The 20,522-nt window shown below is 65.6% G+C and carries 18 protein-coding genes and 1 tRNA gene; 13 read left to right on the top strand and 6 right to left on the bottom strand.

Going from position 1 to position 20,522, the window contains the following annotated elements; translation table 11 throughout:
- Positions 1-45 precede the first annotated feature (45 nt).
- Positions 46-567 (bottom strand): hypothetical protein, encoded by a 522-nt coding sequence (locus Ga0102493_RS09555; RefSeq protein WP_034900901.1) that lies wholly within the window; start codon positions 565-567, stop codon positions 46-48.
- Between the two features lie 66 nt (positions 568-633).
- Positions 634-1,419 carry a coiled-coil domain-containing protein gene (locus Ga0102493_RS09550; protein WP_150132449.1) on the bottom strand — a complete coding sequence of 262 codons (786 nt, stop codon included), beginning with the start codon at positions 1,417-1,419 and terminating at the stop codon, positions 634-636.
- A gap of 239 nt (positions 1,420-1,658) precedes the next feature.
- Here Ga0102493_RS09550 and Ga0102493_RS09545 point away from each other — a divergent pair, with 239 nt between their 5' ends.
- Positions 1,659-2,330, top strand: a complete 672-nt coding sequence (locus tag Ga0102493_RS09545) for a Flp family type IVb pilin (RefSeq protein WP_069297499.1) — start codon at positions 1,659-1,661, stop codon at positions 2,328-2,330.
- Between the two features lie 67 nt (positions 2,331-2,397).
- On the opposite strand, the gene Ga0102493_RS09540 is transcribed toward Ga0102493_RS09545, so the two are convergent.
- Positions 2,398-3,306 carry a hydrogen peroxide-inducible genes activator gene (locus tag Ga0102493_RS09540; protein ID WP_034900905.1) on the bottom strand — a complete coding sequence of 303 codons (909 nt, stop codon included), beginning with the start codon at positions 3,304-3,306 and terminating at the stop codon, positions 2,398-2,400.
- Between the two features lie 31 nt (positions 3,307-3,337).
- Positions 3,338-4,540 (bottom strand): ribonuclease D, encoded by a 1,203-nt coding sequence (rnd, locus tag Ga0102493_RS09535; protein WP_034901767.1) that lies wholly within the window; start codon positions 4,538-4,540, stop codon positions 3,338-3,340.
- Between the two features lie 194 nt (positions 4,541-4,734).
- Here rnd and aspS point away from each other — a divergent pair, with 194 nt between their 5' ends.
- The gene (gene aspS, locus Ga0102493_RS09530; RefSeq protein ID WP_034900909.1) at positions 4,735-6,534 is read left to right on the top strand and encodes an aspartate--tRNA ligase; all 1,800 of its coding nucleotides are present in this window, start codon (positions 4,735-4,737) and stop codon (positions 6,532-6,534) included.
- A 136-nt stretch (positions 6,535-6,670) separates the two neighbouring features.
- Here aspS and Ga0102493_RS16135 read toward each other — a convergent pair whose 3' ends face one another.
- Positions 6,671-7,105 (bottom strand): DUF2383 domain-containing protein, encoded by a 435-nt coding sequence (locus tag Ga0102493_RS16135; protein WP_034900910.1) that lies wholly within the window; start codon positions 7,103-7,105, stop codon positions 6,671-6,673.
- A gap of 243 nt (positions 7,106-7,348) precedes the next feature.
- On the opposite strand from Ga0102493_RS16135, the gene Ga0102493_RS09520 reads away from it, so the two are divergent.
- From Ga0102493_RS09520 to Ga0102493_RS09475, 10 genes are all read left to right on the top strand, one after another.
- On the top strand, positions 7,349-7,585 hold the full coding sequence (locus Ga0102493_RS09520; RefSeq protein ID WP_010412439.1) for an acyl carrier protein: 237 nt from the start codon (positions 7,349-7,351) through the stop codon (positions 7,583-7,585).
- 181 nt (positions 7,586-7,766) lie between these two features.
- Entirely contained in the window at positions 7,767-9,026 is a 1,260-nt protein-coding gene (fabF, locus tag Ga0102493_RS09515; RefSeq protein WP_034900914.1) for a beta-ketoacyl-ACP synthase II, read from the top strand.
- Positions 9,027-9,030: 4 nt separating this feature from the next.
- The gene (mltG, locus tag Ga0102493_RS09510; RefSeq protein ID WP_034900916.1) at positions 9,031-9,999 is read left to right on the top strand and encodes an endolytic transglycosylase MltG; all 969 of its coding nucleotides are present in this window, start codon (positions 9,031-9,033) and stop codon (positions 9,997-9,999) included.
- Positions 10,000-10,053: 54 nt separating this feature from the next.
- A complete protein-coding gene (locus Ga0102493_RS09505; RefSeq protein ID WP_034900918.1) occupies positions 10,054-10,572 on the top strand; it encodes a 2'-5' RNA ligase family protein in 519 nt (172 codons plus the stop codon).
- Positions 10,573-10,661: 89 nt separating this feature from the next.
- Positions 10,662-10,738: transfer RNA gene (locus tag Ga0102493_RS09500), tRNA-Met, on the top strand.
- 366 nt (positions 10,739-11,104) lie between these two features.
- A complete protein-coding gene (locus tag Ga0102493_RS09495; RefSeq protein WP_034900920.1) occupies positions 11,105-11,821 on the top strand; it encodes a Crp/Fnr family transcriptional regulator in 717 nt (238 codons plus the stop codon).
- A gap of 111 nt (positions 11,822-11,932) precedes the next feature.
- A complete protein-coding gene (locus tag Ga0102493_RS09490) occupies positions 11,933-13,642 on the top strand; it encodes an amidohydrolase (protein ID WP_199796930.1) in 1,710 nt (569 codons plus the stop codon).
- A 39-nt stretch (positions 13,643-13,681) separates the two neighbouring features.
- Complete coding sequence (locus Ga0102493_RS09485; RefSeq protein ID WP_034900921.1) at positions 13,682-14,086, top strand: hypothetical protein; 405 nt, start codon at positions 13,682-13,684, stop codon at positions 14,084-14,086.
- Positions 14,083-14,469 carry a hypothetical protein gene (locus Ga0102493_RS09480; RefSeq protein WP_034900922.1) on the top strand — a complete coding sequence of 129 codons (387 nt, stop codon included), beginning with the start codon at positions 14,083-14,085 and terminating at the stop codon, positions 14,467-14,469. The genes Ga0102493_RS09485 and Ga0102493_RS09480 overlap by 4 nt, the downstream gene beginning before the upstream one ends.
- A 51-nt stretch (positions 14,470-14,520) precedes the next feature.
- Positions 14,521-15,351, top strand: a complete 831-nt coding sequence (locus tag Ga0102493_RS09475) for a mechanosensitive ion channel family protein (RefSeq protein WP_069297498.1) — start codon at positions 14,521-14,523, stop codon at positions 15,349-15,351.
- 210 nt (positions 15,352-15,561) lie between these two features.
- On the opposite strand, the gene Ga0102493_RS09470 is transcribed toward Ga0102493_RS09475, so the two are convergent.
- The gene (locus Ga0102493_RS09470) at positions 15,562-17,340 is read right to left on the bottom strand and encodes a DEAD/DEAH box helicase (RefSeq protein WP_034900923.1); all 1,779 of its coding nucleotides are present in this window, start codon (positions 17,338-17,340) and stop codon (positions 15,562-15,564) included.
- 493 nt (positions 17,341-17,833) lie between these two features.
- Between Ga0102493_RS09470 and Ga0102493_RS09460 the strand changes: the two genes are divergently transcribed.
- Complete coding sequence (locus Ga0102493_RS09460) at positions 17,834-20,521, top strand: cation-translocating P-type ATPase (protein ID WP_034900924.1); 2,688 nt, start codon at positions 17,834-17,836, stop codon at positions 20,519-20,521.
- Position 20,522: the final 1 nt, after the last annotated feature.

Here is a 20,522-nt window from a genome sequence, read left to right as displayed (position 1 = left end):
GCGCGGCGCCCGGTGCGCCCGGGGGAGGCCGCTTGTTCAGAACGGTCAGTGCGAGCGGATCTGTGCGACCTGAGCGGGGCCGTGCGCCTCGGCCGATGATCCGATGCGCGCCGCGCTCTCGCGGCGATGGGCGTCGAGCACGATCGGCGCGTCGGCGCCGTGCCCTCCTGCGGCGCGGCGGTGGTCGAGGCTGTCCTGCAGGCCCCTGATCTTGTCGTGCAATTCGTCGTTCTCGCGCTCGGCCCGGGTCAGGCGTTCGACCTTGCGGGCGAGCGCGCGGCTTTCCTTGCGCGCTTCGGCTAGCGCGCTTTCGAGGCGTGAGCATTCGTCCTGCGTCGCGGCAAAGCGCCGGTTCACCTCGCCCAGCCGGTCGCCATAGTCGCGTATCATGGTGCGGGTGGAGCCGAGTTCGTGCTTCATCTGCTCGGCATCGCGCGCCATCGCGACCGACTGGTCCTTGAGATTGCGGTTCTCTTCCGAAAGCGCGCGATTGGTCTGGCGCATTTCATCGAGCAGCCGGCGCGAGATCGCGTGTCCGCTGCGCTCCTGCTCCAGCGCGTTCGTCAACGCATAGGCTTTCGTCTCGAACGCGATTTCGAGATCGGCGCGGGCGGTCTCGAGGATGCGGTGTTCCTAGCGTAGGGCGTCATGCGCCTCCTCCAGTTCGTCATGGCGGCGATTCGCGGCGGCGAGCCGGGCGGTGAGGTCGCAAATGCGGGCTTGCTGCCTCGAATGGCTTTCTTCGATCTCGGCGATCCGCTGGGCATCGCGCTTGGCGGCAACGCGCAGTTCGTTCATCGCATCGCGCGCCTCGTCGAGCGCGCGGTCGCGTTCGGCCAGCGCGCCGCGCAGGGTCGCGATCTCGCGCTCGGATTTCTCGCGCGCGTCGGCAGTGCGTTCGGCTTCGCGTTCGAGCTGCCCGATCGTTTCGGCCGAAGCGCGCAGGCGTTCCTTGCCCTCCTCGTTCGCGCGGTGGAGGTCGGCGGGTTCGCGCATTGCCGAGTCGAGCTGACGCTGGACCTGCGCCGATTCCTCGCGCGCGCGGGCAAGGTCGCGGGCGAGTTCCTCCGCGCGCGCATCGAGCGCGGCGATCTCTCCGGCGCGTTCGTCGAGCTTGCGGCCAAGTTCGCGGCGGTCCTCGATGAGGCCGGGAACCCGGCCCGCTTCGGCTTCCAGCTCGGCGATGATCCGGGCGAGCGCTTCGGCATCGGCGCGGGCATGGCTGAGGCTGCCGAGCACCTCGTCGAGATTGCCGCGCAGCGCCTCGGCCTGTTCGGCCCGGGGCGGGGTGTAGGGGCCGTGCGCTTCGGTTCCTGATCGTGCGGGCTCAGGACTGGTCCTGCCGGTATCGGCCATTTTGCGGTCGGCGGGAACGGGCCGCGATCGGTCGACGAAGGAGGAAAGCCTGAAATTGCGCATGTTCGTTCCCTTGTTGCCGTGCCCATGTCCCATGGGGTCGCGGGCGGTGGGCTCGACATGGCTAATGCGCGATTCATCATTTCCGCGCGGTTTGGATGGGGCAGGGGGTTTTGCGTAGGCGGGCGCGATTCGGCGTCGACTTTGCTCGCTCATGGCGAATTTCCCGGCTCCGCGGGCGCGGATTCGTAAATTGTTTATTTCTTCTGTGCAGGACGCGTCCCTGAAAACAGGGAAAGCCAATGGTAAAGAGTGTCAGCAAATTCCTTCGAGATTCCTCCGGCGCGACCGCGATGGAATACGGCTTGTTCATCTCGCTGATCGCGGCGAGTTCGATGGGCGCGTTGATTGCGCTTGGCGACGAGACTTCGGCAACCTTCAGCGATGTCGGAGCGAACATGGAGCCCGGCGGAAGCGCGAATGGCGGTGAATCGGGGAATTCGGATTTCGGAGACGGCGGCAGTTCGGACGACGGCGGCAGTGTAGGCGGTGGTTCGGGCGGCGGCGGTTCGGGCGGTGGGGGCTCTGGCGGCGCCGGTTCGGGCGGCGGCGACAGCGGCGCGGACAATTCAGGCGATGACGATGATCGTGGCGGCGGCGGCAGCAGCGGCGATTCCGGCGGCGATTCCAGCGATTCGGAGGGCGACGGCTCGGACGACGGCTCGGACGACGGCTCCGGCAGCGGTTCGGGCGGTGGCTCGCAGGGCGGTTCGGGCGGCAGCGGTTCCGGCGACAGCGGCCGGGGCGGCGGCGGCGGCAATAGCGGTCCGGATGATGACGATGATGACGACGACGATCGCGACGACGACGATGATCGCGATGATGACGACGATGATCGCGACGACGACGATGATGATGACGATTGCAAGGGCAACGGCAAGGGCAAGGGTAAGGGCAGGGGCAAGTGCAAGTAAGCCCGTCCCGGGGCGCCTAGCCTGACCCACCTTCCCGGGCGCGGCGCCCGGAGGCCAGTTTCCGGTTTCAGCCGGCGCGCAATTCCTCGGCCAGCAGCCTGAAATCCGCCTCGCGCGGGGAATTCTTGCGCCACACCAGCGCGATCTCGCGTTTTGCGCTGTTGCCCTCGATCGGGCGCGCGACGACCTCGGTCCCGGCGAGAATCCCCGCCTCGATCGCCATTTCGGGCAGCAATGTAAGTCCGAGATCGTTGTCGACCATCTGGACGAGCGTGTGCAGGCTGGTGCCGATCATGCTCGCGCTGGCGCGCAGTTCGGACCGGTTGCAGGCGGCCAGCGCGTGTTCGCGCAGGCAGTGACCGTCCTCGAGCAGCAGCAGCCTTCCTCCCTGGATCGCGGGCTCGATCATTTCGGGCGAGACTTCGCGCGGGGGATCACGCGGGTCGTCCTTGGGAAAGGCGACATAGAGCCGGTCGTCGGCGATATGTTCGATTTCGACATCGCCGGTGTCGAAGGGAAGCGCGAGCAGGACGCAGTCCGACCGTCCGTGCTGGAGGCTCTCGATCGCGTCCTGGCTCGTCTCTTCGCGCAGCATCAGCTGGAGTTCGGGCCGTTCCTTCCTGAGGCGCGGCAGCAGGCGCGGAAGGATGAAGGGCGCGATCGTCGGAATGACGCTCATGCGAAGCTGGCCCGAAAGCGGCTTGCCCGCGGCCTGGACGAGATCGGACAGTTCCTCCGCCTCGCGCAGCAGCCGGTTCGCCTTCGCCACCACCTGTTCGCCCAGCGCCGTGAACCGCACCACCCGCCGCGAACGTTCGACCAGCGTCACCCCCAGCAGCGATTCCAATTCGCGCACGCCCGCCGACAGGGTCGATTGCGAGACGAAAACGCTCTCGGCCGCGCGCCCGAAATGGCCGTGTTCGTGGAGCGCAACCAGATATTGCAGCTGCTTGATCGTCGGCAGATAGGTGCTCATGTGCCCATCCTCCGGGCGGGGCGGAGCCCGCTCATTCCGCCGCCAGCCGGTCTTCCATGGCGGAGCGCATCTCGTCGATATGGGTCATCTTGAGCTTGCCCTTCTCGACCGCGAAGGCGAGCTTGCCCTCGACGAGGTCGAGCGCGTCCTTGCCGAACACCTCGTAGCGCCAGCCCTTGAGCACATTGAGATCGCGCACTCCGGCGGCGAGCGCTTCCATCTCCTCCGCGCGGGTCAGGAGGCGCGCCGCGACGTCGATCTCGCGGGCGCGGATCTTCAGCAGCAGCTTGAGCAGGTCCGCCACCAGCGCGCCTTCGCGGCCCAGCGGCGCGCCGCGCTTCATCTTCTCGGGCATCTCTTCCTTGGGCAGCGGTTCGGCATCGGCGATGACCTTGAGCATGCGTTTGCCTATATCGTTGTCCTTCCAGGCGGCCGAAAGCCCGCGCACCTTGGCAAGGTCGGCCTGTTTCTTCGGGGGATGCGAGGCGATGTCGGCGAGCGTTTCGTCGCGCATGATCCGGCCGCGGGGAATGTTCTTGTGCTGCGCCTCGCCCTCGCGCCAGGCGGCAAGCGCCTTCAGCCGCCCGAGTACCTGCGGATTGCGCCCAGGCGAACGGATGCGCTTCCACGCGGCATCGGGATCGATCAGGTAGTTCGACGGGTCGGCGAGCTTTTCCATCTCGGCATCGAGCCACGCGCCGCGCTGCGTCTTGATCAGTTTTTTCAGGATCTTGGGAAAGATCTTCGACAGGTGCGTGACGTCGCCGATCGCGTATTCGATCTGCCGGTCGGTCAGCGGTCGGCGCGACCAGTCGGTGAAGCGCGCGCCCTTGTCGATCGTGAGATTGAGCCAGGTTTCGACCAGATTGGCATAGCCGATCTGTTCGGACTGGCTGATTGCCATCATCGCGATCTGCGTGTCGAAGATCGGGAAGGGAGTCTTGCCGGTGAGGTTGACGATGATTTCGACGTCCTGCCCGCCGGCATGGAAGATCTTGAGCACCTCGTCATTGTCGCACATCAGGTCGAGCAGCGGGGTGAGGTCGATGCCCGAGGCGAGCGGGTCGATCGCGGCGGCTTCTTCGGTGTTCGCGATCTGCACCAGGCACAGTTCGGGCCAATAGGTGTTCTCGCGCATGAATTCGGTGTCGACCGCGACGAATTCGGATTTCGCGAGCCGCTCGCACAATTCGGCGAGGGCTTCGGTGGTGGTGATGAGGTCGTGTATCTTCATGTCGCTCATTATGTTGGTGGGCGGAGTGCCGCCCTCGGGCCGTTGCCGGTCCCCTTGTGGAGAGGTCGCGCGACTTGACAAAGAGCCGGGCTTCGCCTGTTAGCGCGCGCATATCCGCTTGGGGCCGTAACCGACCCTGCGCCAGATGCTGGCGCGCCCTTAGCGCCATACTCTCGAACAGGACAAGAGTTTAGATGCACGTCTATCGTTCCCACACTTGCGCACAGCTTTCGGCCGAGAATGTCGGCGAGACGGTCCGTCTGTCGGGCTGGGTCCACCGAAAGCGCGACCATGGCGGGGTGCTGTTCGTCGACCTGCGCGACCATTACGGCATCACCCAGATCGTCGCGGACGAGGATTCGCCGGCCCTTCCGGTGCTCGAACGTCTGCGCACCGAATCGGTCGTCACCATCGACGGCGAGGTGAAGAGCCGCACACCCGAAACGGTGAACCGGAACATCCCGACCGGCGAGATCGAGGTTTTCGCGCGATCCATCACCGTGCAGAGCGCGGCCGAGGAACTGCCCATGCCGGTTGCGGGCGAGCAGGACTACCCGGAGGAAATCAGGCTCAAATACCGCTTTCTCGACCTGCGGCGCGAGACCATGCACGCGAATATCATGCTGCGGTCCAAGGTCATCGCCAGCATCCGGCGGCGCATGGTCGAGCAGGGCTTCACCGAATTCCAGACCCCGATCCTCACCGCTTCCAGCCCCGAAGGCGCGCGCGACTTCCTCGTGCCCAGCCGCATGCATCCGGGCAGGTTCTACGCGCTTCCCCAGGCGCCGCAGATGTTCAAGCAGATGATGATGGTCGCAGGCTTCGACCGCTATTTCCAGATCGCACCGTGTTTCCGCGACGAGGACCTTCGCGCCGATCGCAGCCTCGAATTCTACCAGCTTGATTTCGAAATGAGCTTCGTGACGCAGGAGGACGTGTTCCAGGCGCTGGAGCCGGTGCTGGCAGGCACGTTCGAGGAATTCGCGGAAGGCAAGACGGTGACGAAGTCGGGCGAATTCCCGCGCATCCCCTATGCCGAGGCGATGCTCAAATACGGCAGCGACAAGCCGGATCTCAGGAACCCTCTGGTCATCAGCGACGTGACGAGCCATTTCGAACAATCGGGCTTCGGCCTGTTCGAGAAGATCGTCGGCGGCGGCGGCGTGGTGCGCGTCGTGCCTGCGCCGAACACGGCGGAAAAGAGCCGCAAGTTCTTCGACGACATGAACAACTGGGCGCGTTCCGAAGGCTATGCCGGATTGGGCTATGTCACCCGCAAGGGCGGCGAATTCGGCGGGCCGATCGCCAAGAACCACGGGGCCGACCGGATGGAGGCGCTCTATGACGAACTCGGCCTCGGCCCCGATGACGGCCTGTTCTTCGCCGCGGGCAAGGAGGCGGAGGCCGCCAAGCTTGCCGGCGCCGCGCGCACGCAGGTCGGCGAGCAGCTCGACCTGATCGAACAGGACTGCTTCAAGTTCTGCTGGATCGTCGATTTTCCGATGTACGAATGGGACGAGGACGCGAAAAAGATCGACTTCAGCCACAACCCCTTCTCGATGCCGCAGGGCGAGATGGAAGCGCTGGAAAACGAGGACCCGCTGTCGATCAAGGCGTGGCAGTACGATATCGTGTGCAACGGCTATGAGCTTTCCTCGGGCGCGATCCGGAACCATCGGCCGGAAATCATGTACAAGGCGTTCGAGATCGCGGGCTATTCGCGCGAGGACGTGGACGCGAATTTCGGCGGCATGATCGAGGCGTTCAAGCTGGGCGCACCGCCGCATGGCGGCTCTGCGCCCGGGATCGACCGGATCGTGATGCTGCTGGCTGGCGAAGAGGCAATCCGGGAGGTCATCGCCTTCCCGATGAACCAGAAGGGCGAGGACCTGATGATGGGCGCCCCCGGCCTTGCCGAGCCGAAACAGCTGCGCGAACTCGCGATCCGGGTGGTCGAGCCTCCGCAGAAGCCGGGAACGCCGAAGGAGGGCTGAGCGCGAGAAAAAGGGCACCCGGCGGTTCTGCCGGATGCCCTTTGAACAGGTGTTTCGCTTTATCTTTCTGATTGTTCCGGGACGGTCGGCTGTGCCTCGTCAAGGCCTTGGCCCCGCTGCATTGTGTCACCTTGATTCAGCCATATTGCCGTTCGAGCACGTGGCTGAAGCTTTCGCCCTCGCGCACTTCGCGCGCGGCGCGTTCGATCGTCGTGCGGGTCGACGTGTCGAGCGTCTGGTCCGCAAGAGCCTTGTCATAACGTTCGCAAAGCTCGGTCTCGGCATTCTCGATCCGGTGCGCGGCGGCTTCGTCGCCGTCCTGGAACGCATCGGTGATCGCGTGGATCAGCCCCTCCGCCTGGGCCGTGGCGCTGGCATCGTCGATGCGCGTCCCGCCGCGTTTCTCGAGCGCGTCGTTGAGCAGGTTGACCGTGCGCGTGCGTTCCGAAATGCGCCTCTCGAGCGTCTGTTCGAGCGCGCCGGTATGCGCCGCCTCATGCGCGCTGCGATAGGCCGCGAGCGTGTCGTAGGTCGCCTGTGTCAGCCCCTGCAATGTCCGTGTGTCCGCCATGGGCGTCCTCCCAAAATCGCTTGACGGAAAGATTTTTTCTCCGCCTTTTCGGGTGTTTAACGGTGCGGGGCCGAACCCTATCCGCGCAGCGGGACAGGCTGGGCGCGATGCGCGGCGAACCGAGCGGGGCAGGGCGCGGCCGGGCTCTCCCGCCGTATGGCCGATCACCACTTGCGCTCTCTCGCGGCGTTGACTAGGGCCAAGCCTGAATTTTTTGCAAAACCCCAGACAAGAGGGACACACATGAGCGATACTGCCGACCGCGTGCAGAAGATTGTCGTCGAGCATCTCGGTGTCGAGGCCGACAAGGTCACCCAGGATGCGAGCTTCATCGACGATCTGGGCGCCGACAGCCTCGACATCGTCGAACTAGTCATGGCTTTCGAAGAAGAATTCGGCGTCGAAATCCCTGATGACGCGGCGGAGAAGATTTCGACCGTGGGCGATGCGACCAAGTATATCGAGGAACACAAGGGATAACCTTGGGGGGCTGATCTATGCCCCCGGCATGGCGCGCCCTTCGCATCGTTACGGAGGCGCGCGCGGCTGATCGACAGGCCCGGGCCCCGCACGCGGGCTGCGGGCCTTTAGCTTTTATGCCCGGGAAGGTCGGGCGGCGCGCGGGGTGTGAAACTTCGCGCGGGAGACGAAAGGGATTGCAATGCGCCGTGTGGTTGTAACCGGGCTCGGTCTCGTCACCCCGCTTGGGGCGGACGTGGAGACGTGCTGGCGGAACCTGATCGCGGGTAAAAGCGGGGCGGGCCAGATCACCCGATTCGACGCCTCGAACCAGAAATGCACCATCGCCTGCGAGGTGAAGCCCAAGGACCATGAATGGGGCTTTGACCCCGACAAGCGGGTCGATCCGAAGATCCAGCGCCAGGTCGATCCCTTCATCGTCTACGGGATCGATGCTGCCGGACAGGCTCTGGAAGATGCCGGTCTCACCGACATGACCGAAGAAGAGAAACTGCGCACCGGCTGTTCGATCGGGGCGGGGATCGGCGGCCTTCCGGGGATCGAACTCGAAAGCGTCAACCTGCACGAACGCGGCCCTGGCCGGGTTTCCCCGCATTTCGTCCATGGCCGCCTGATCAATCTCGTCACCGGGCAGGTGCAGATCAAATACGGCTTCATGGGGCCCAACCACGCGGTCGTCACCGCCTGTTCGACCGGCGCGCATTCGATCGGCGATGCCGCGCGCATGATCGCGATGGACGATGCCGACGTGATGCTGGCGGGCGGCGCGGAAGGCACGATCAATCCGCTCGGCATTGCCGGTTTCGCGCAGGCGCGCGCGCTCAACACCAGCTTCAACGATCGCCCGACCGAGGCGAGCCGCCCCTATGACAAGGCCCGCGAAGGTTTTGTCATGGGCGAGGGCGCAGGCATCGTCGTGCTCGAGGAATACGAACGCGCCAAGGCGCGCGGCGCGCATATCTATGCCGAGGTCACGGGCTATGGCCTGTCGGGTGATGCCTATCACGTCACCGCCCCGCACCCCGAAGGCAAGGGCGCCGAACTCGCCATGCGCATGGCCTTGAAAAAGGCGGGACTGGGCCCGGGCGACATCGATTATGTCAACGCCCATGGCACCAGCACCATGGCCGACACGATCGAACTCGCCGCGGTAAAGCGCGTGCTGGGCGACGATCTGGGCGGCGCATCGATGAGCTCGACCAAGAGCGCGATCGGCCACCTGCTGGGCGGCGCGGGCGCGGTCGAGGCGGTGTTCTGCATCCTCGCCATGCGCGACGGGGTGGTGCCCCCAACGCTCAACCTCACCGACCCGGACGAAGGGACCGAGGGCATCGACCTAGTGCCGCTGAAGGCGCGGGAACGTGAAGTGCGCGCGGTGCTCAACAACAGCTTCGGTTTCGGCGGGACCAATGCCTCGCTGATCATGCAGAAGGTGGACTGACGCGGTGGGCCGCAAGGGCCTTCTCGTCCTGCTTTTGATCCTCGCCCTCATCGGCGCAGGCACGTGGTTCGCGTTCGCCCAGCTCGGCGAGGCGACGATCGAGGAGGACACCGCCTTCATCATCCCCTCGGGCGCTTCGGTCAGCGCGGTGGCGGACAAGCTCGAGGCGGAAGGGCTCGTTTCCTCGGCCGACGGCTTTATCCTTACCGCCCGCCTGTTCGGTTCGTCCGAGCCGATCCAGGCGGGCGAATTCCGCCTCGCTGCGGGCATGAGCCAGTCGCAGATCCTCGAAAAATTCCAGTCCGGCGACGTTATCCGCCGCTTTGTCACCGTGCCAGAGGGCATGCCTTCGATCATGGTGTGGGAACGGCTGATGGCCGAAGAACTCCTCACCGGCGAGATCGACGTGCCGAGCGAAGGTTCGATTCTGCCCGACACCTATTTCTTCGAACGCGGGCAGTCGCGGGCCGAACTGGTGGAGCGGATGCAGGCTGCGATGGACCGCTACCTCGCCGAAGCCTGGGCGAAACGCGCCCCCGACATCGCGGTCGATACCATGCGTGAGGCGCTGATCCTCGCCTCGATCGTGGAAAAGGAAACCGGCAAGCCGTCCGAACGCCGCATGGTCGCCGGGCTCTATTCGAACCGGGTCCGGCAGGGCATGCTGCTCCAGGCCGACCCGACGATCATCTATCCGATCACCAAGGGCAAGCCGTTGGGCCGCCGCATCCGCCAGTCCGAGATCGCGGCTGTGAACGGCTACAACACCTATACCCGCGTCGGCCTGCCCGAAGGCCCGATCACCAATCCGGGGCGCGAGAGCATCGCGGCGGTGCTGGACCCGGCCGATACCAGCGCGCTGTTCATGGTGGCGGACGGGACCGGCGGCCACGTCTTTGCCGACACGCTGGAAGAGCACAATGCGAACGTCGCGGAATGGTATGCGCTGCGGCGTGAGCGCGGCGAGATGTAGGCCGGATCGCGGGCGGCTGGAACGCGCCCGTCATGTCGTGCTAGCTGTCCGCGCATGTCCCGCCCTTTCATCGTCACCGCCGTCCTGCCGCCCGACATACAGGGCTGGGCAGAGGGCCTGCGCCGCGCCCACTTTCCCCCGGAGCGCAATCACCTTCACGCCCATGTCACGCTGTTCCATGCCTTTGCCCCTTCGCTGCTCGATGAACTGAAGGATTTCCTGCCCGGCATCGTGCGCGAATTCGCGGCTCCGACCGCGCGGATCACCGGCCTCATGGACCTTGGCAAGGGAACCGCGATCGCGCTCGAAAGTGAGGAATTGCTGCGTCTTCGCTCGCTTATCGCCGAGCATTTCCACGGCACCCTGACCGACCAGGACCTTCACGAACCGCGCCTGCACATCACGATCCAGAACAAGGTGACGAAGGAGGAGGCCCGCGCCCTTCAGGCGGCTCTCGCGCCGCAGGTCGACCCGCGCGGCTTTGCCTTCCCCGCCCTCGACCTGCACCGCTACGAAGGCGGTCCGTGGAGCCACGAGAAGCGCATGCCGTTCCGCGGAAAGGAGCGCGCCTGAGGGGGTGTGCACAAGTGCTTGACCGGGGGCGAGGGGGGGCCTAAACGCGCCGCTCGCCCGGCCCGGCTGCCGGCGCGAATCCCGAACGGGGCGGAGTAGCTCAGGTGGTTAGAGCAGCGGAATCATAATCCGCGTGTCGGGGGTTCGAGTCCCTCCTCCGCTACCAACGTCGGTCGGGCGACGGCTTGCCAAGCTGACAGCCACCGAACGCTCCTGCCTTTCCCGCTGTAAACCGGCGCAAAGGGTCTCCATTCCTCTCAATTGGCGGCGAAATCGGTGTAAACGCTTGAGCGTTCATATCCGCGCGTGAGGCGGCGTTGTGGGCCTCCGGCAGCGAAACGCGAACGTCGCGCTGCGGCTTCCGGATCGCTTGCTGAAACCCCGTTGCGGGTTTCCAACGGGGCGCAGTCGCTATTTGCTTCACCCAACATGACAGGAGGGCGAGCCTCGGGCCGAATTGGGCGAAGTGGAAGTCATAGCCGCCGAACAATTCCATTGAGGGCGCGGGGAAACCCTCGCTATTCTCCTGCGCATGGAACCGATCCACGACGCACGAGGCGCGCCTGGTGATGGCCATTTCGCCGGCCTATTCGCCGGCGCGTGGCTCTCACGTCAGCCCGCCGCCTTCAGGCAGCATTTGATCGCTGTCGGCAGGCGCGCGTTCTACGGGCGCAGGTATCCGATCGGCTTCGAAGGCGACGATGACCGCCGGATCCTCGGCATCGTGAGCGGCAGTATTGGCTGCCTGACCAGTCACCGCCAGCACATGCCGGTACTCGGCACCATCATCGGCCCCGGCCAATGGTTCGGCATGGGACCGCAGCTCATCGGGAGCGAACGGATCCTTTCCTTCGTGGCCCGCGAGCCGAGCGAACTCATCAGTCTCGGCGATACCGAGCTCTGGCGGCTTCGCGAAGCGTTCCCGGACCTGCCGCAGCGGCTCGCCGGACTGGCCCAGCTCCAGTCGAACCATATCGCTGGCCTTGTCGCCGAACTGCTTGTCCCCGAGGCGGATCGGCGGATCGCCGCGGTGCTGTTGCGGCTGTGCGAGCCGGGGTCGGGCAAGGACTCCTTGCCGTTGTCCCAAAGCGAGCTGGGAGAGATGGCAAATGCATCGCGCGCCTCGGTCAGCAGGACGCTCCGCGTGCTTGCGCAGCGCGGCCTTGTCGAGGTCGGATATGGCCGGATTGCGGTTGAGGATCGAGCAGGTCTGGAAGCCTGGTTCGAGACCAGCAGAACCGTTGCCTGACTCCATCGGCGCCCGAATAATCCACGCACCGGCTCGATTGTAGAAAATTCGACATTGCTGTCGTTCCATTAGCGCTATCTTCAATTTCGAGGTCGCAGGGAGCGACCCGACATGAAGGGAACCACGATGCGTGCATTCCGGACAGGCGCTGCAGCCCTGATGCTGTCGATCGGCACCATCGCTTCGGCACAGACTGCCGACCGCATATGGACCGGGGGCCCGATCATCACCATGGAAGACGATGCCATGCGGGCCGAGGCGATCGCCGAGGAGGACGGCAGGATCGTCGCCGTCGGCACAAGCGCCGAGGTGATGAAGTTCAAGGGACCGCAGACCGAGATCACCGACCTCGACGGCAGGACGCTGCTGCCCGGTTTCGTCGATGCCCATGGCCATGTCACCGGCGGCGGCGTGCAGGCGCTTGGCGCCAATCTGCTGGCGCCGCCCGATGGTACGGTGAAGGATATTCCATCGCTGCTCGAGGTGCTGCGCCAGTGGATGCGCGACAACAAGGCGATCGTCGATCGCTACGGCATCATCATCGGCTTCGGCTACGACAATGCCACCCTAGCAGAGGCGCGCCATCCGACGCGCGACGAGCTGGACACGGTGTCCTCGACTGTTCCCATCTATCTCATCCACCAGTCCGGGCATTTCGGCGCGACGAACTCAGCGGGCCTCGCCAAGATGGACATTACCCGCGAAACGCCCGATCCGGCGGGCGGTATCATCCGCAAGCGCGCCGACGGCGAGCCCGACGGCGTGCTCGAGGAGGCGGCGCATTTCAGCAATATGGGCAAGCTGTTCACGGCCCTCGACGCCGCGGCGGCGGTGGCGATCGTCAAGGCGGGAACCGACCTTTGGGCGCGTTTCGGCTACACCACCGCGCAGGACGGGCGCGCCACCGGCAGCACGATCGCCTTGCTCGAAGGGGCCGCCGCAGCAGGCCGCCTGCCGATCGACGTGGTCGCTTATATCGACGTCCTGGTCGATCGCGACATGGCCAAGGCGAAGTCCGCGCCGGACTATGTCGGCCGCTTTCGCGTGGGCGGCGGCAAGCTTACCATCGATGGATCGCCGCAAGGCTTCACTGGCTGGCGCGACAAGCCCTATTACGATCCGGTCGGCGATTATCCGCCCGACTATGCGGGCTATGCGGCCGTCACCCGCGAACAGGTGTTCGCAGCGACCGAGTGGGCCTATGCCAACGACGTCCAGCTGCTCACCCATTCGAACGGAGAGGCCGCGCACGACCTGCTGATCGGGGCGCTGGGCCAGGCCGAGGACCGCCACGGTAAGGGCGACCGGCGTCCGGTGCTGATCCACGGCCAGTTCCTGCGCAAGGAGCAGATCGCCGCGTTCGACCGGCTGGGTGTCATCCCCTCGCTGTTCCCGATGCACACCTTCTATTGGGGCGACTGGCACCGCGATCATACGGTCGGGCCGGTCGATGCCGAAAACATCTCGCCCACCGGCTGGGTGCGCGAGCGCAAGATGATCTTCACCTCGCACCACGATGCGCCCGTCGCCTTTCCGGATTCTATGCGCGTGCTCGATGCGACGGTCACGCGCCGCTCGCGCAGCGGCGACATCCTCGGCCCGCAACACCGCATGGACGTGATCACGGCCTTGAAGGCGATGACGATCTGGCCCGCCTTTCAGCACTTCGAGGAAGACCGCAAAGGCTCGCTGGCGGTCGGCAAGCTTGCCGATTTCGTAATTCTTTCCGCCGATCCGACTGCGGTGGACCCCGAGACCATCGACCGGATCACGGTCGAGGAGACGATCAAGGAAGGGACCACGATCTACAAGCGGCGGTGATGGCATCGGGCGACGGCGGGACAAAGGGAGGGTAGATCAATGAAGAAGACTGGCTTCTTAGCGCCAGCACTGGCCGCCATCGCGCTCGCCGCCTGCGGCCCGCAGGACGCTTCGGTCAGTGCCGGAGAGGACGGGCTCGAACGGCCCGATCAGGCCCCTGTCATAGCTGCTTCGGACGATCTCATGCGGCTCACCTGCGCCGATTTCCTCGCCACGGTCGCGATCGCACGGACGCAGCCGACCGATGGCGCGTCGCTCGCCGCGCAGGACGAAATCGCCAACGGCCTGACCTGGCTGCACGGTTACCTGTACGGCGTGCGGGGCGGCGAGATCGCCGCGCTCAGCCAGGATTGGATGGCCGAGACGGCGGGCAGCGTCTTTCGCGCCTGTTCGAAAGCCGAAGCCCCTGAAGCCGTGAGCCTGTTCGAGGCGGCTACCTTATGAGCGCGGCACGCAGCATCGCTCTTGCCGCTGCGGCGGCTATCGCCCTTGTCGGCATCGCGTCGAGCGCGCATGCTGATCGCTGGGACCGCGAACGGGACCGGCGACATCACCATCACGATCGCTGGGAAGACTGGGACAATCGCCGCGACGCGCGCCGCGCGGGCGTCATCGCGGGGACTGCCGCTGCCGGGATCGCGGGCGCGGTCGCGCGCGACAACGCCCGCGACGACTACCGCGAATGCATGGACCATTACCGCAACGACAGGCGCTATGAACGCTATTGCCGCGAGGAATATTATTACGACCAGCGTCGAGCCAGCCGCACGGCGCGGCGCACCGGTGTGGTCGTGGGCATAGGGGTCGAGGAATTCGTGCGGGATTAAGAGGAAACATGCCTCGACTTGGCGGGGCGGTATAGTGATAGGAACGATGACATGGAAATGGACTGGGCAACTGTTTCCGCGATGATCACCGCGGCCGCCTTGCAGATCGCGGCGGGTTTCGTGCTCTACATGATTGGGCGCTGGCTGATCGGTTTCGCGATCGGAGTGCTGGGCAAGGTGCTGACCGCCCGCAATTTCGACTCGACCCTGCAACGCTACATCGCCTCGATCCTGTCGGTCGTGCTCAACATCATTCTGGTAGTGGCGATTCTGGGCTATTTCGGGATCGAGACGACCAGCTTTGCGGCCCTCCTCGCCGGTGTCGGCCTCGCCGTGGGCGCGGCATGGTCGGGCCTGCTCAGCAATTTCGCGGCCGGCGCGTTTCTTATCATCTTCCGCCCCTACAAGGTCGGCGACTATGTCGTGGGCGGCGGGATCGAGGGGACCGTGACCGAAGTCGGGCTCTTCAACACGGTCATCACCAGCCCGGACAACGTGCAGACCATCATCGGCAATTCCGCGATCCTGGGCGACGTGGTGAAAAACTTTTCCGCCCACGACTATCGCCGCGTCGACCGCACCGCGCAGCTTGCCTTTGGGGTGGATCCGCTCGAAGCGATCGAACGGCTCAAGCCCGCGCTGGCTTCGATACCGAACGTCCTCGACCTGCCGCCGCCCGACGTCGAGATTCTCGATTTCAACGAACGCGGCACGGTGCTTGCGGTGCGGCCCTATTGTCACACCGACCACTACTGGCAGGTCTATTTCGACACCAACAAGCTGATCGCCCGGACCTTCGGCGAAGCGGGATACGAGCCGCCGTACGTCGTCGAGCAGCAGAAGGGGGCGATGGCGCAGCCCCTGCAAGCCGGGGCCGCGTGAAAGGCCCAGGGGAATGACGGAGGGTCAGCCCGAACGGTCGGTGATCCTTTCCCGGGACCGGGACCGGCATCGTCACGGTGCTTGACGCCATCGACTGCAGCCTTGCCGACAAGGTGCTCGTCTATTCTTACGTTCCCGCTGGAATCATAATCAGCGGGCCGTAGGTTCGAGGCCTTCCTGCGCTACCAGTCCGTTGCAAGAAAACCGGCTCTAGGGCCGTTTCTTCTTGGGTGAAGCCACGGGCGGTTTGCCCGGTTTCCCGCCCTTCTTGCCTTTCGGCTTGTCGAACTTCTTGAATGCGGGCTTTGCCTTTGCTCGTGGCCGGTCCGCGGTGCTGTTTGCATGGTGTCGTTTGCGACTGGCCTTGGCCGCTTCGCGGGGGCCTGTTTCAGACATCTCTATGGTGACGGGATCTTCGTCGCCGTCGCTGTGCGCCGATCGAGCAGCGGCACCGGCAAACCTGTCTGCAATCTGGCGCGGGATCTGAAAGTAGGTCTCATCCTGGCCGATGCGGATCGCTCCGACTTCGTTGCGGGTGATATGGCCGCGGCGGCACAGCAAGGGGAGGATCCAGCGCGGATCGGCATTCTGGCGGCGTCCCAGGTCAAGTCGGAACCAGACCGTATCTTCGAAGCCCGGACGTTTCCTGTCCTTTTGCGCTTCATGGCGTGCTTCCGGCGTGTTGGCGATCAGGTCTTCGGGTTCGGGCATGCTTGCGCGGTGAGCCTGCACCAGCATGGCAGCGATCTGCGCCGGGGTGCGTTCGGCCAGCAGGCGCTCGACCAGTTCAGAATCGCCGTCATCCACTTCGACCGGCTGGAGAAGCTTTTCGAGCAGACGTTCTCGGTCCTTTGACTTGATGGCTTCGCGATCGGGCGCCTCGACCCATTGCGCCGATATCTTCGCATGGCGCAGCATCGCGTCGACGCGCTTGCGCCGCGAGAAAGGCACGATCAGGACCGCCGTGCCTTTCTTTCCGGCACGTCCGGTTCGGCCTGAGCGATGTTGCAGGCTTTCCGCATCGCGCGGAATCTCGACATGGATGACGAGGCTGAGGGTAGGCAGGTCAATGCCGCGTGCAGCGACGTCGGTGGCGACGCAGACGCGCGCCCTGCGGTCCCGCATCGCCTGAAGCGCCTGATTGCGTTCGGATTGCGAATGCTCGCCCGACAGGGCGACGACGGCAAATCCGCGTTCCTGCAGGATCGCGTGCAAGTGACGGACCCTCTCGCGGGTCGCGCAGAACAGGATGGCCGTTTCGGCTTCGTGGTAACGCAACAGGTTGACGATTGCGTTTTCGATTTCGGTCGGGGACACCGCCACCGCTTGATAGGAAATGTCGCCATGGCCGCGGCCCTCGCCCGTCGTCGCGATCCGGAGCGCATCGCGCTGGTAGCGGCGAGCGAGCGCTTCGATCGGACGCGGCATGGTGGCAGAGAACAACAAGGTCCGCCGATCTTCCGGCGTGGCATCGAGAATTTCCTCGAGCTCTTCGCGAAAGCCCATGTCGAGCATTTCGTCCGCCTCATCGAGCACCACGACCTTGAGCGCGGACAGGTCCAGCGCGCCTCGTTCGAGATGGTCACGAAGCCTCCCGGGCGTTCCGACGACGATGGAGGGGCCGGACCGCAGGGCGTTGCGTTCCTGTTGCGGGTTCATGCCGCCGACGCAGGTGGCAATACGCGCGCCGGCCTTGCCATAGAGCCATGCCAGTTCGCGACTGACCTGCAGGGCAAGCTCGCGCGTCGGGGCAATGATCAGGGCAAGCGGCTTTCCGGCGACGGGGGTCCTGCCATCGTCGTCCAGCAATTGCTCCGCCATCGCGAGGCCGAAGGCAATCGTCTTGCCCGACCCGGTCTGGGCGGACACGACCAGATCGCGACCGGCGGCTTCGGGCTGCATGACCTGCGCCTGCACGGCAGTAGCGGTCGCGTAACCGCGCTCGGAAATGGCAGCCTGAAGGCTGGAGGGAAGGGGGGGGAAGTTCATGGCATGGGCCTGTAATCGGAGGGAGGCGTAATCGGAGGGAGGCGTAATCGGAAGGGAGGCGAGCTTTCGCTGCGAACGGCGAAATCGCTCTTCGCAAGTCAGGTGCCGGGGCAATCGACGTCTGGTGCTCCCGGCCCCCTTAGGCCGAGATTTCGGTCTTGGCTTGCGAAAAATGGGGTCGGGTCGATCTGATCGGGTACCGTGTTTTCGCCATCACATTCCGCGTGCGGGGGGCCGGGGCCCCTCCTGCGTCAGCCGGATCCATCGACATGCGGGTTCCCTCGACAAGGGATGCCGGTGGGCTGGGGAGCACGCTCTCGCCTTCCTTCAGCCCCGCGGGAACTTCGGCATGTTCGGCATTGACCTGTCCGATCCGCACCATTCGCGGCCGCGCGCGGCGGCCCTCAGGGTGTTTACGGATCGCCGGAGGCCGCGCCGAGCGCACACTGCGCCCTTGGGCAGGAGGCGCGCAATGTCGAGGGGCAGGCCCGGCATGGCCAAGGCAAAGGCTGGTTCGCCTGCCCGCGCGAAGCAGGCGGGCGAGCCTTGCTGGCACGCGATCGAAGCTGCGCAGGCGCTCGCAGCGCTCGATACGCAACTCGCCGGGCTTTCCGAGGAGGAGGCGGCTGCCCGGCTCGAACGATACGGGCACAACCGCCTTCCGGAAAGGACACGGCAAGGGCCGCTGCGCATCTTCGCGAGGCAGTTCCTCAGTCCGCTCATCTATCTCCTGCTGGTCGCAGGCGCGCTTTCGCTCGTGATCGGCGATCGCTTCGATGCCTTGTTCATCTTCGGCGTCCTGCTGCTCAACGCCGCGATCGGCGCGTTCCAGGAGATCAAGGCCGATGCCAGCGCCCGGGCGCTGCGCTCACTCGTGCCGCACAGCGCGCGATTGCGGCGCGCCGGGGCCGCGCGGGAAATCGCGGCCGAGCAGATCGTCCCGGGCGACATCGTCGAACTGGAAAGCGGCATGGCGGTGACCGCAGACCTGCGACTGGTCGAGGCGAGCGGGCTCGAAGTGGACGAATCCACCTTCACCGGAGAGGCCCTGCCCGTGGCCAAGCGTGCCGGGGACGTGCTCGATCCGGCAAGCGCCGTCGCCGAGCGGGTCAACATGGTTCATGCCGGCACCTATGTCCTGCGCGGCCGGGGAACGGGGCTGGCCGTGCGGACCGGGGGGCGGACCGAACTGGGCCGGATCGATCTGTCGCTCGCCGAGGCCCGCGCGAGCGGCGGAGCGGTCCCGCTGGTCGAGCGCATGCGCGTGCTCGCTCGCCAGATCGCGATTGCCACGCTTGCTCTCATTCTCGTGATCTCGGGGCTGCTCGCTATCGAGGGGCAGGGCTGGCGCGAGATCGTGCTTCTGGCGATCGCGCTTGCCGTGGCCGCGATCCCGGAAGGAATGCCGGTCGCGGTCACGGTGGCACTCGCCGCGGCAGCGCGGCGGATGGCGAGGCGCAATGTCATCATCCGGGCTCTGCCCGCGGTCGAGGGGCTGGGCGCGTGCACCCTGATCGCGAGCGACAAGACCGGCACGCTTACCGCCAACCGTTTGACGGTCGAGCGGGCCGTGCTTGCCGATGGCGCGGAAATCGCGCGCGGCGAATGGCTCGACGATCAGCCGCTCTTGCGGGCGGGGCAGCGCGAAGCGCTCGCCGCGCTCGCGGAAGCGGCGGCCTTGTGTAACGAGGCGCAGTTTCAGGACGAGCAGCAGGGGGCGGCGGGCGATGCGGTCGATCTGGCGCTCATCGATTTCGCGCGCGAAAGCGGCTGCGATGTCGCGGCCCTGCTGGCCGGGGAAAGGCTGTTTCGCGTCCCTTACGAGCCTGCTCTCAGATATGCCGCGGTCGAGGCCGAGCGCGCGCAGCAGCGATGGTTGTTCGTCAAGGGAGCTCCCGAAGCCGTGCTGCCCATGTGCCGCGATGAGCGCAGCGAGGGGCCGGCCCCCGAGGCGCTCGCCGAAACGATGGCCGGGGGCGGCTACCGGGTCCTCGCGCTTGCCCGAGTCAGGATCGGACCCGGCGAAAAGCGCCTGCGCGAACGGTTTTCGGGCATGGAATTCCTGGGCTTCGTCGGTCTCGCCGATCCGCTGCGCCATGGTGTCGTCGAGGCGGTGGCCGAATGCCGCGCGGCAGGTGTCGCGGTCGCCATGGTTACGGGCGACCATCCGGCGACCGCTCTCGCCATCGCGCGGCGATTGGGCATGGATGTGGGTTCTGACCGGGTCGTCACCGGCCGTGAACTCGCCGACATGGCCGATCGCGGCGCGGCGATTGCGGACAAGCGGATCTTCGCGCGGATCGATCCGGCGCAGAAGCTCGAAGTGGTGCAGGTCTTTCGCAGTCAGGGGCATGTGGTGGCGGTCACCGGGGACGGGGTGAATGACGGCCCGGCGCTCCATGCGGCCAATATCGGCATCGCCATGGGGCGCGGCGGCACCGATGTTGCGCGCGGCGCTGCCGATCTCGTGCTTGCCGATGACAATTTCGCCACGATCGTCGCGGGTATCGAGGAAGGACGCGTGGTGCTCGCCAATATCCGCAAGATCGTGATGTTCATGCTTTCGACCGGCGCTGCCGAGATCCTGATGTTCCTCGTCGCGCTCGCGCTTGCCCTGCCGATGCCGCTCACCGCGGTGCAATTGCTATGGCTCAACCTGGTGACCAATGGCGTTCTCGACGTGACTCTCGGTTTCGGCACGGGGGATGGCAATGAACTGCGCCGCCCGCCCGTGCGCGGGCTCGCACGGCTGATCGACCGGGCGACGCTGATCCTCATGCTGCCGGGTGCAGTGCTGATGACCGGGATAGCGGTGTGGGTGCTGCACGATCGCCTCGCGAGCGGCATGGCAATCGCCGAAGCACGCAATCACGTACTGGTGCTGGTCGTGACCTTCCAGGTCGCCTTCCTTCTCAGCATCCGCAATCTCGAGGTCCCGTTCTGGCGCTGGCATCCGCCCGAGAACAATTGGATGTTCCTCGGCATGGCAGCCGCGATCGCCCTGCAGGCGGCGGCGATGAGTGTTCCGTTGCTGCGCGACCTGCTCGGCACCGGGCCCGTCGAGCCGGGTTTCGCGTGGCTGTGCGGGGCAAGCGCGCTTGCCGTCCTGCTGGCCACCGAAGCGGCCAAGACCTATCGTGTGCACCAACAACGCTCGAGCGATGCGCGGCGAAAGGGGTAGG

Origin of the sequence: Erythrobacter litoralis (genome assembly GCF_001719165.1) — a bacterium.
GTDB lineage: Bacteria > Pseudomonadota > Alphaproteobacteria > Sphingomonadales > Sphingomonadaceae > Erythrobacter > Erythrobacter litoralis.
Note: the sequence above shows the minus strand (reverse complement) of the source record. Positions and strands in the feature narration are given on the sequence as shown.

What these genes read in the sequence shown, in the direction of transcription:
- Ga0102493_RS09550 (WP_150132449.1), bottom strand. Translation starts at nt 1,419, where the DNA reads ATGCGCAATTTCAGGCTTTCCTCCTTCGTCGACCGATCGCGGCCCGTT.
- Ga0102493_RS09545 (WP_069297499.1), top strand. Translation starts at nt 1,659, where the DNA reads ATGGTAAAGAGTGTCAGCAAATTCCTTCGAGATTCCTCCGGCGCGACC.
- Ga0102493_RS09540 (WP_034900905.1), bottom strand. Translation starts at nt 3,306, where the DNA reads ATGAGCACCTATCTGCCGACGATCAAGCAGCTGCAATATCTGGTTGCG.
- rnd (WP_034901767.1), bottom strand. Translation starts at nt 4,540, where the DNA reads ATGAAGATACACGACCTCATCACCACCACCGAAGCCCTCGCCGAATTG.
- aspS (WP_034900909.1), top strand. Translation starts at nt 4,735, where the DNA reads ATGCACGTCTATCGTTCCCACACTTGCGCACAGCTTTCGGCCGAGAAT.
- Ga0102493_RS16135 (WP_034900910.1), bottom strand. Translation starts at nt 7,105, where the DNA reads ATGGCGGACACACGGACATTGCAGGGGCTGACACAGGCGACCTACGAC.
- Ga0102493_RS09520 (WP_010412439.1), top strand. Translation starts at nt 7,349, where the DNA reads ATGAGCGATACTGCCGACCGCGTGCAGAAGATTGTCGTCGAGCATCTC.
- fabF (WP_034900914.1), top strand. Translation starts at nt 7,767, where the DNA reads ATGCGCCGTGTGGTTGTAACCGGGCTCGGTCTCGTCACCCCGCTTGGG.
- Ga0102493_RS09505 (WP_034900918.1), top strand. Translation starts at nt 10,054, where the DNA reads ATGTCCCGCCCTTTCATCGTCACCGCCGTCCTGCCGCCCGACATACAG.
- Ga0102493_RS09495 (WP_034900920.1), top strand. Translation starts at nt 11,105, where the DNA reads ATGGAACCGATCCACGACGCACGAGGCGCGCCTGGTGATGGCCATTTC.
- Ga0102493_RS09490 (WP_199796930.1), top strand. Translation starts at nt 11,933, where the DNA reads ATGAAGGGAACCACGATGCGTGCATTCCGGACAGGCGCTGCAGCCCTG.
- Ga0102493_RS09485 (WP_034900921.1), top strand. Translation starts at nt 13,682, where the DNA reads ATGAAGAAGACTGGCTTCTTAGCGCCAGCACTGGCCGCCATCGCGCTC.
- Ga0102493_RS09480 (WP_034900922.1), top strand. Translation starts at nt 14,083, where the DNA reads ATGAGCGCGGCACGCAGCATCGCTCTTGCCGCTGCGGCGGCTATCGCC.
- Ga0102493_RS09475 (WP_069297498.1), top strand. Translation starts at nt 14,521, where the DNA reads ATGGAAATGGACTGGGCAACTGTTTCCGCGATGATCACCGCGGCCGCC.
- Ga0102493_RS09470 (WP_034900923.1), bottom strand. Translation starts at nt 17,340, where the DNA reads ATGAACTTCCCCCCCCTTCCCTCCAGCCTTCAGGCTGCCATTTCCGAG.
- Ga0102493_RS09460 (WP_034900924.1), top strand. Translation starts at nt 17,834, where the DNA reads ATGGCCAAGGCAAAGGCTGGTTCGCCTGCCCGCGCGAAGCAGGCGGGC.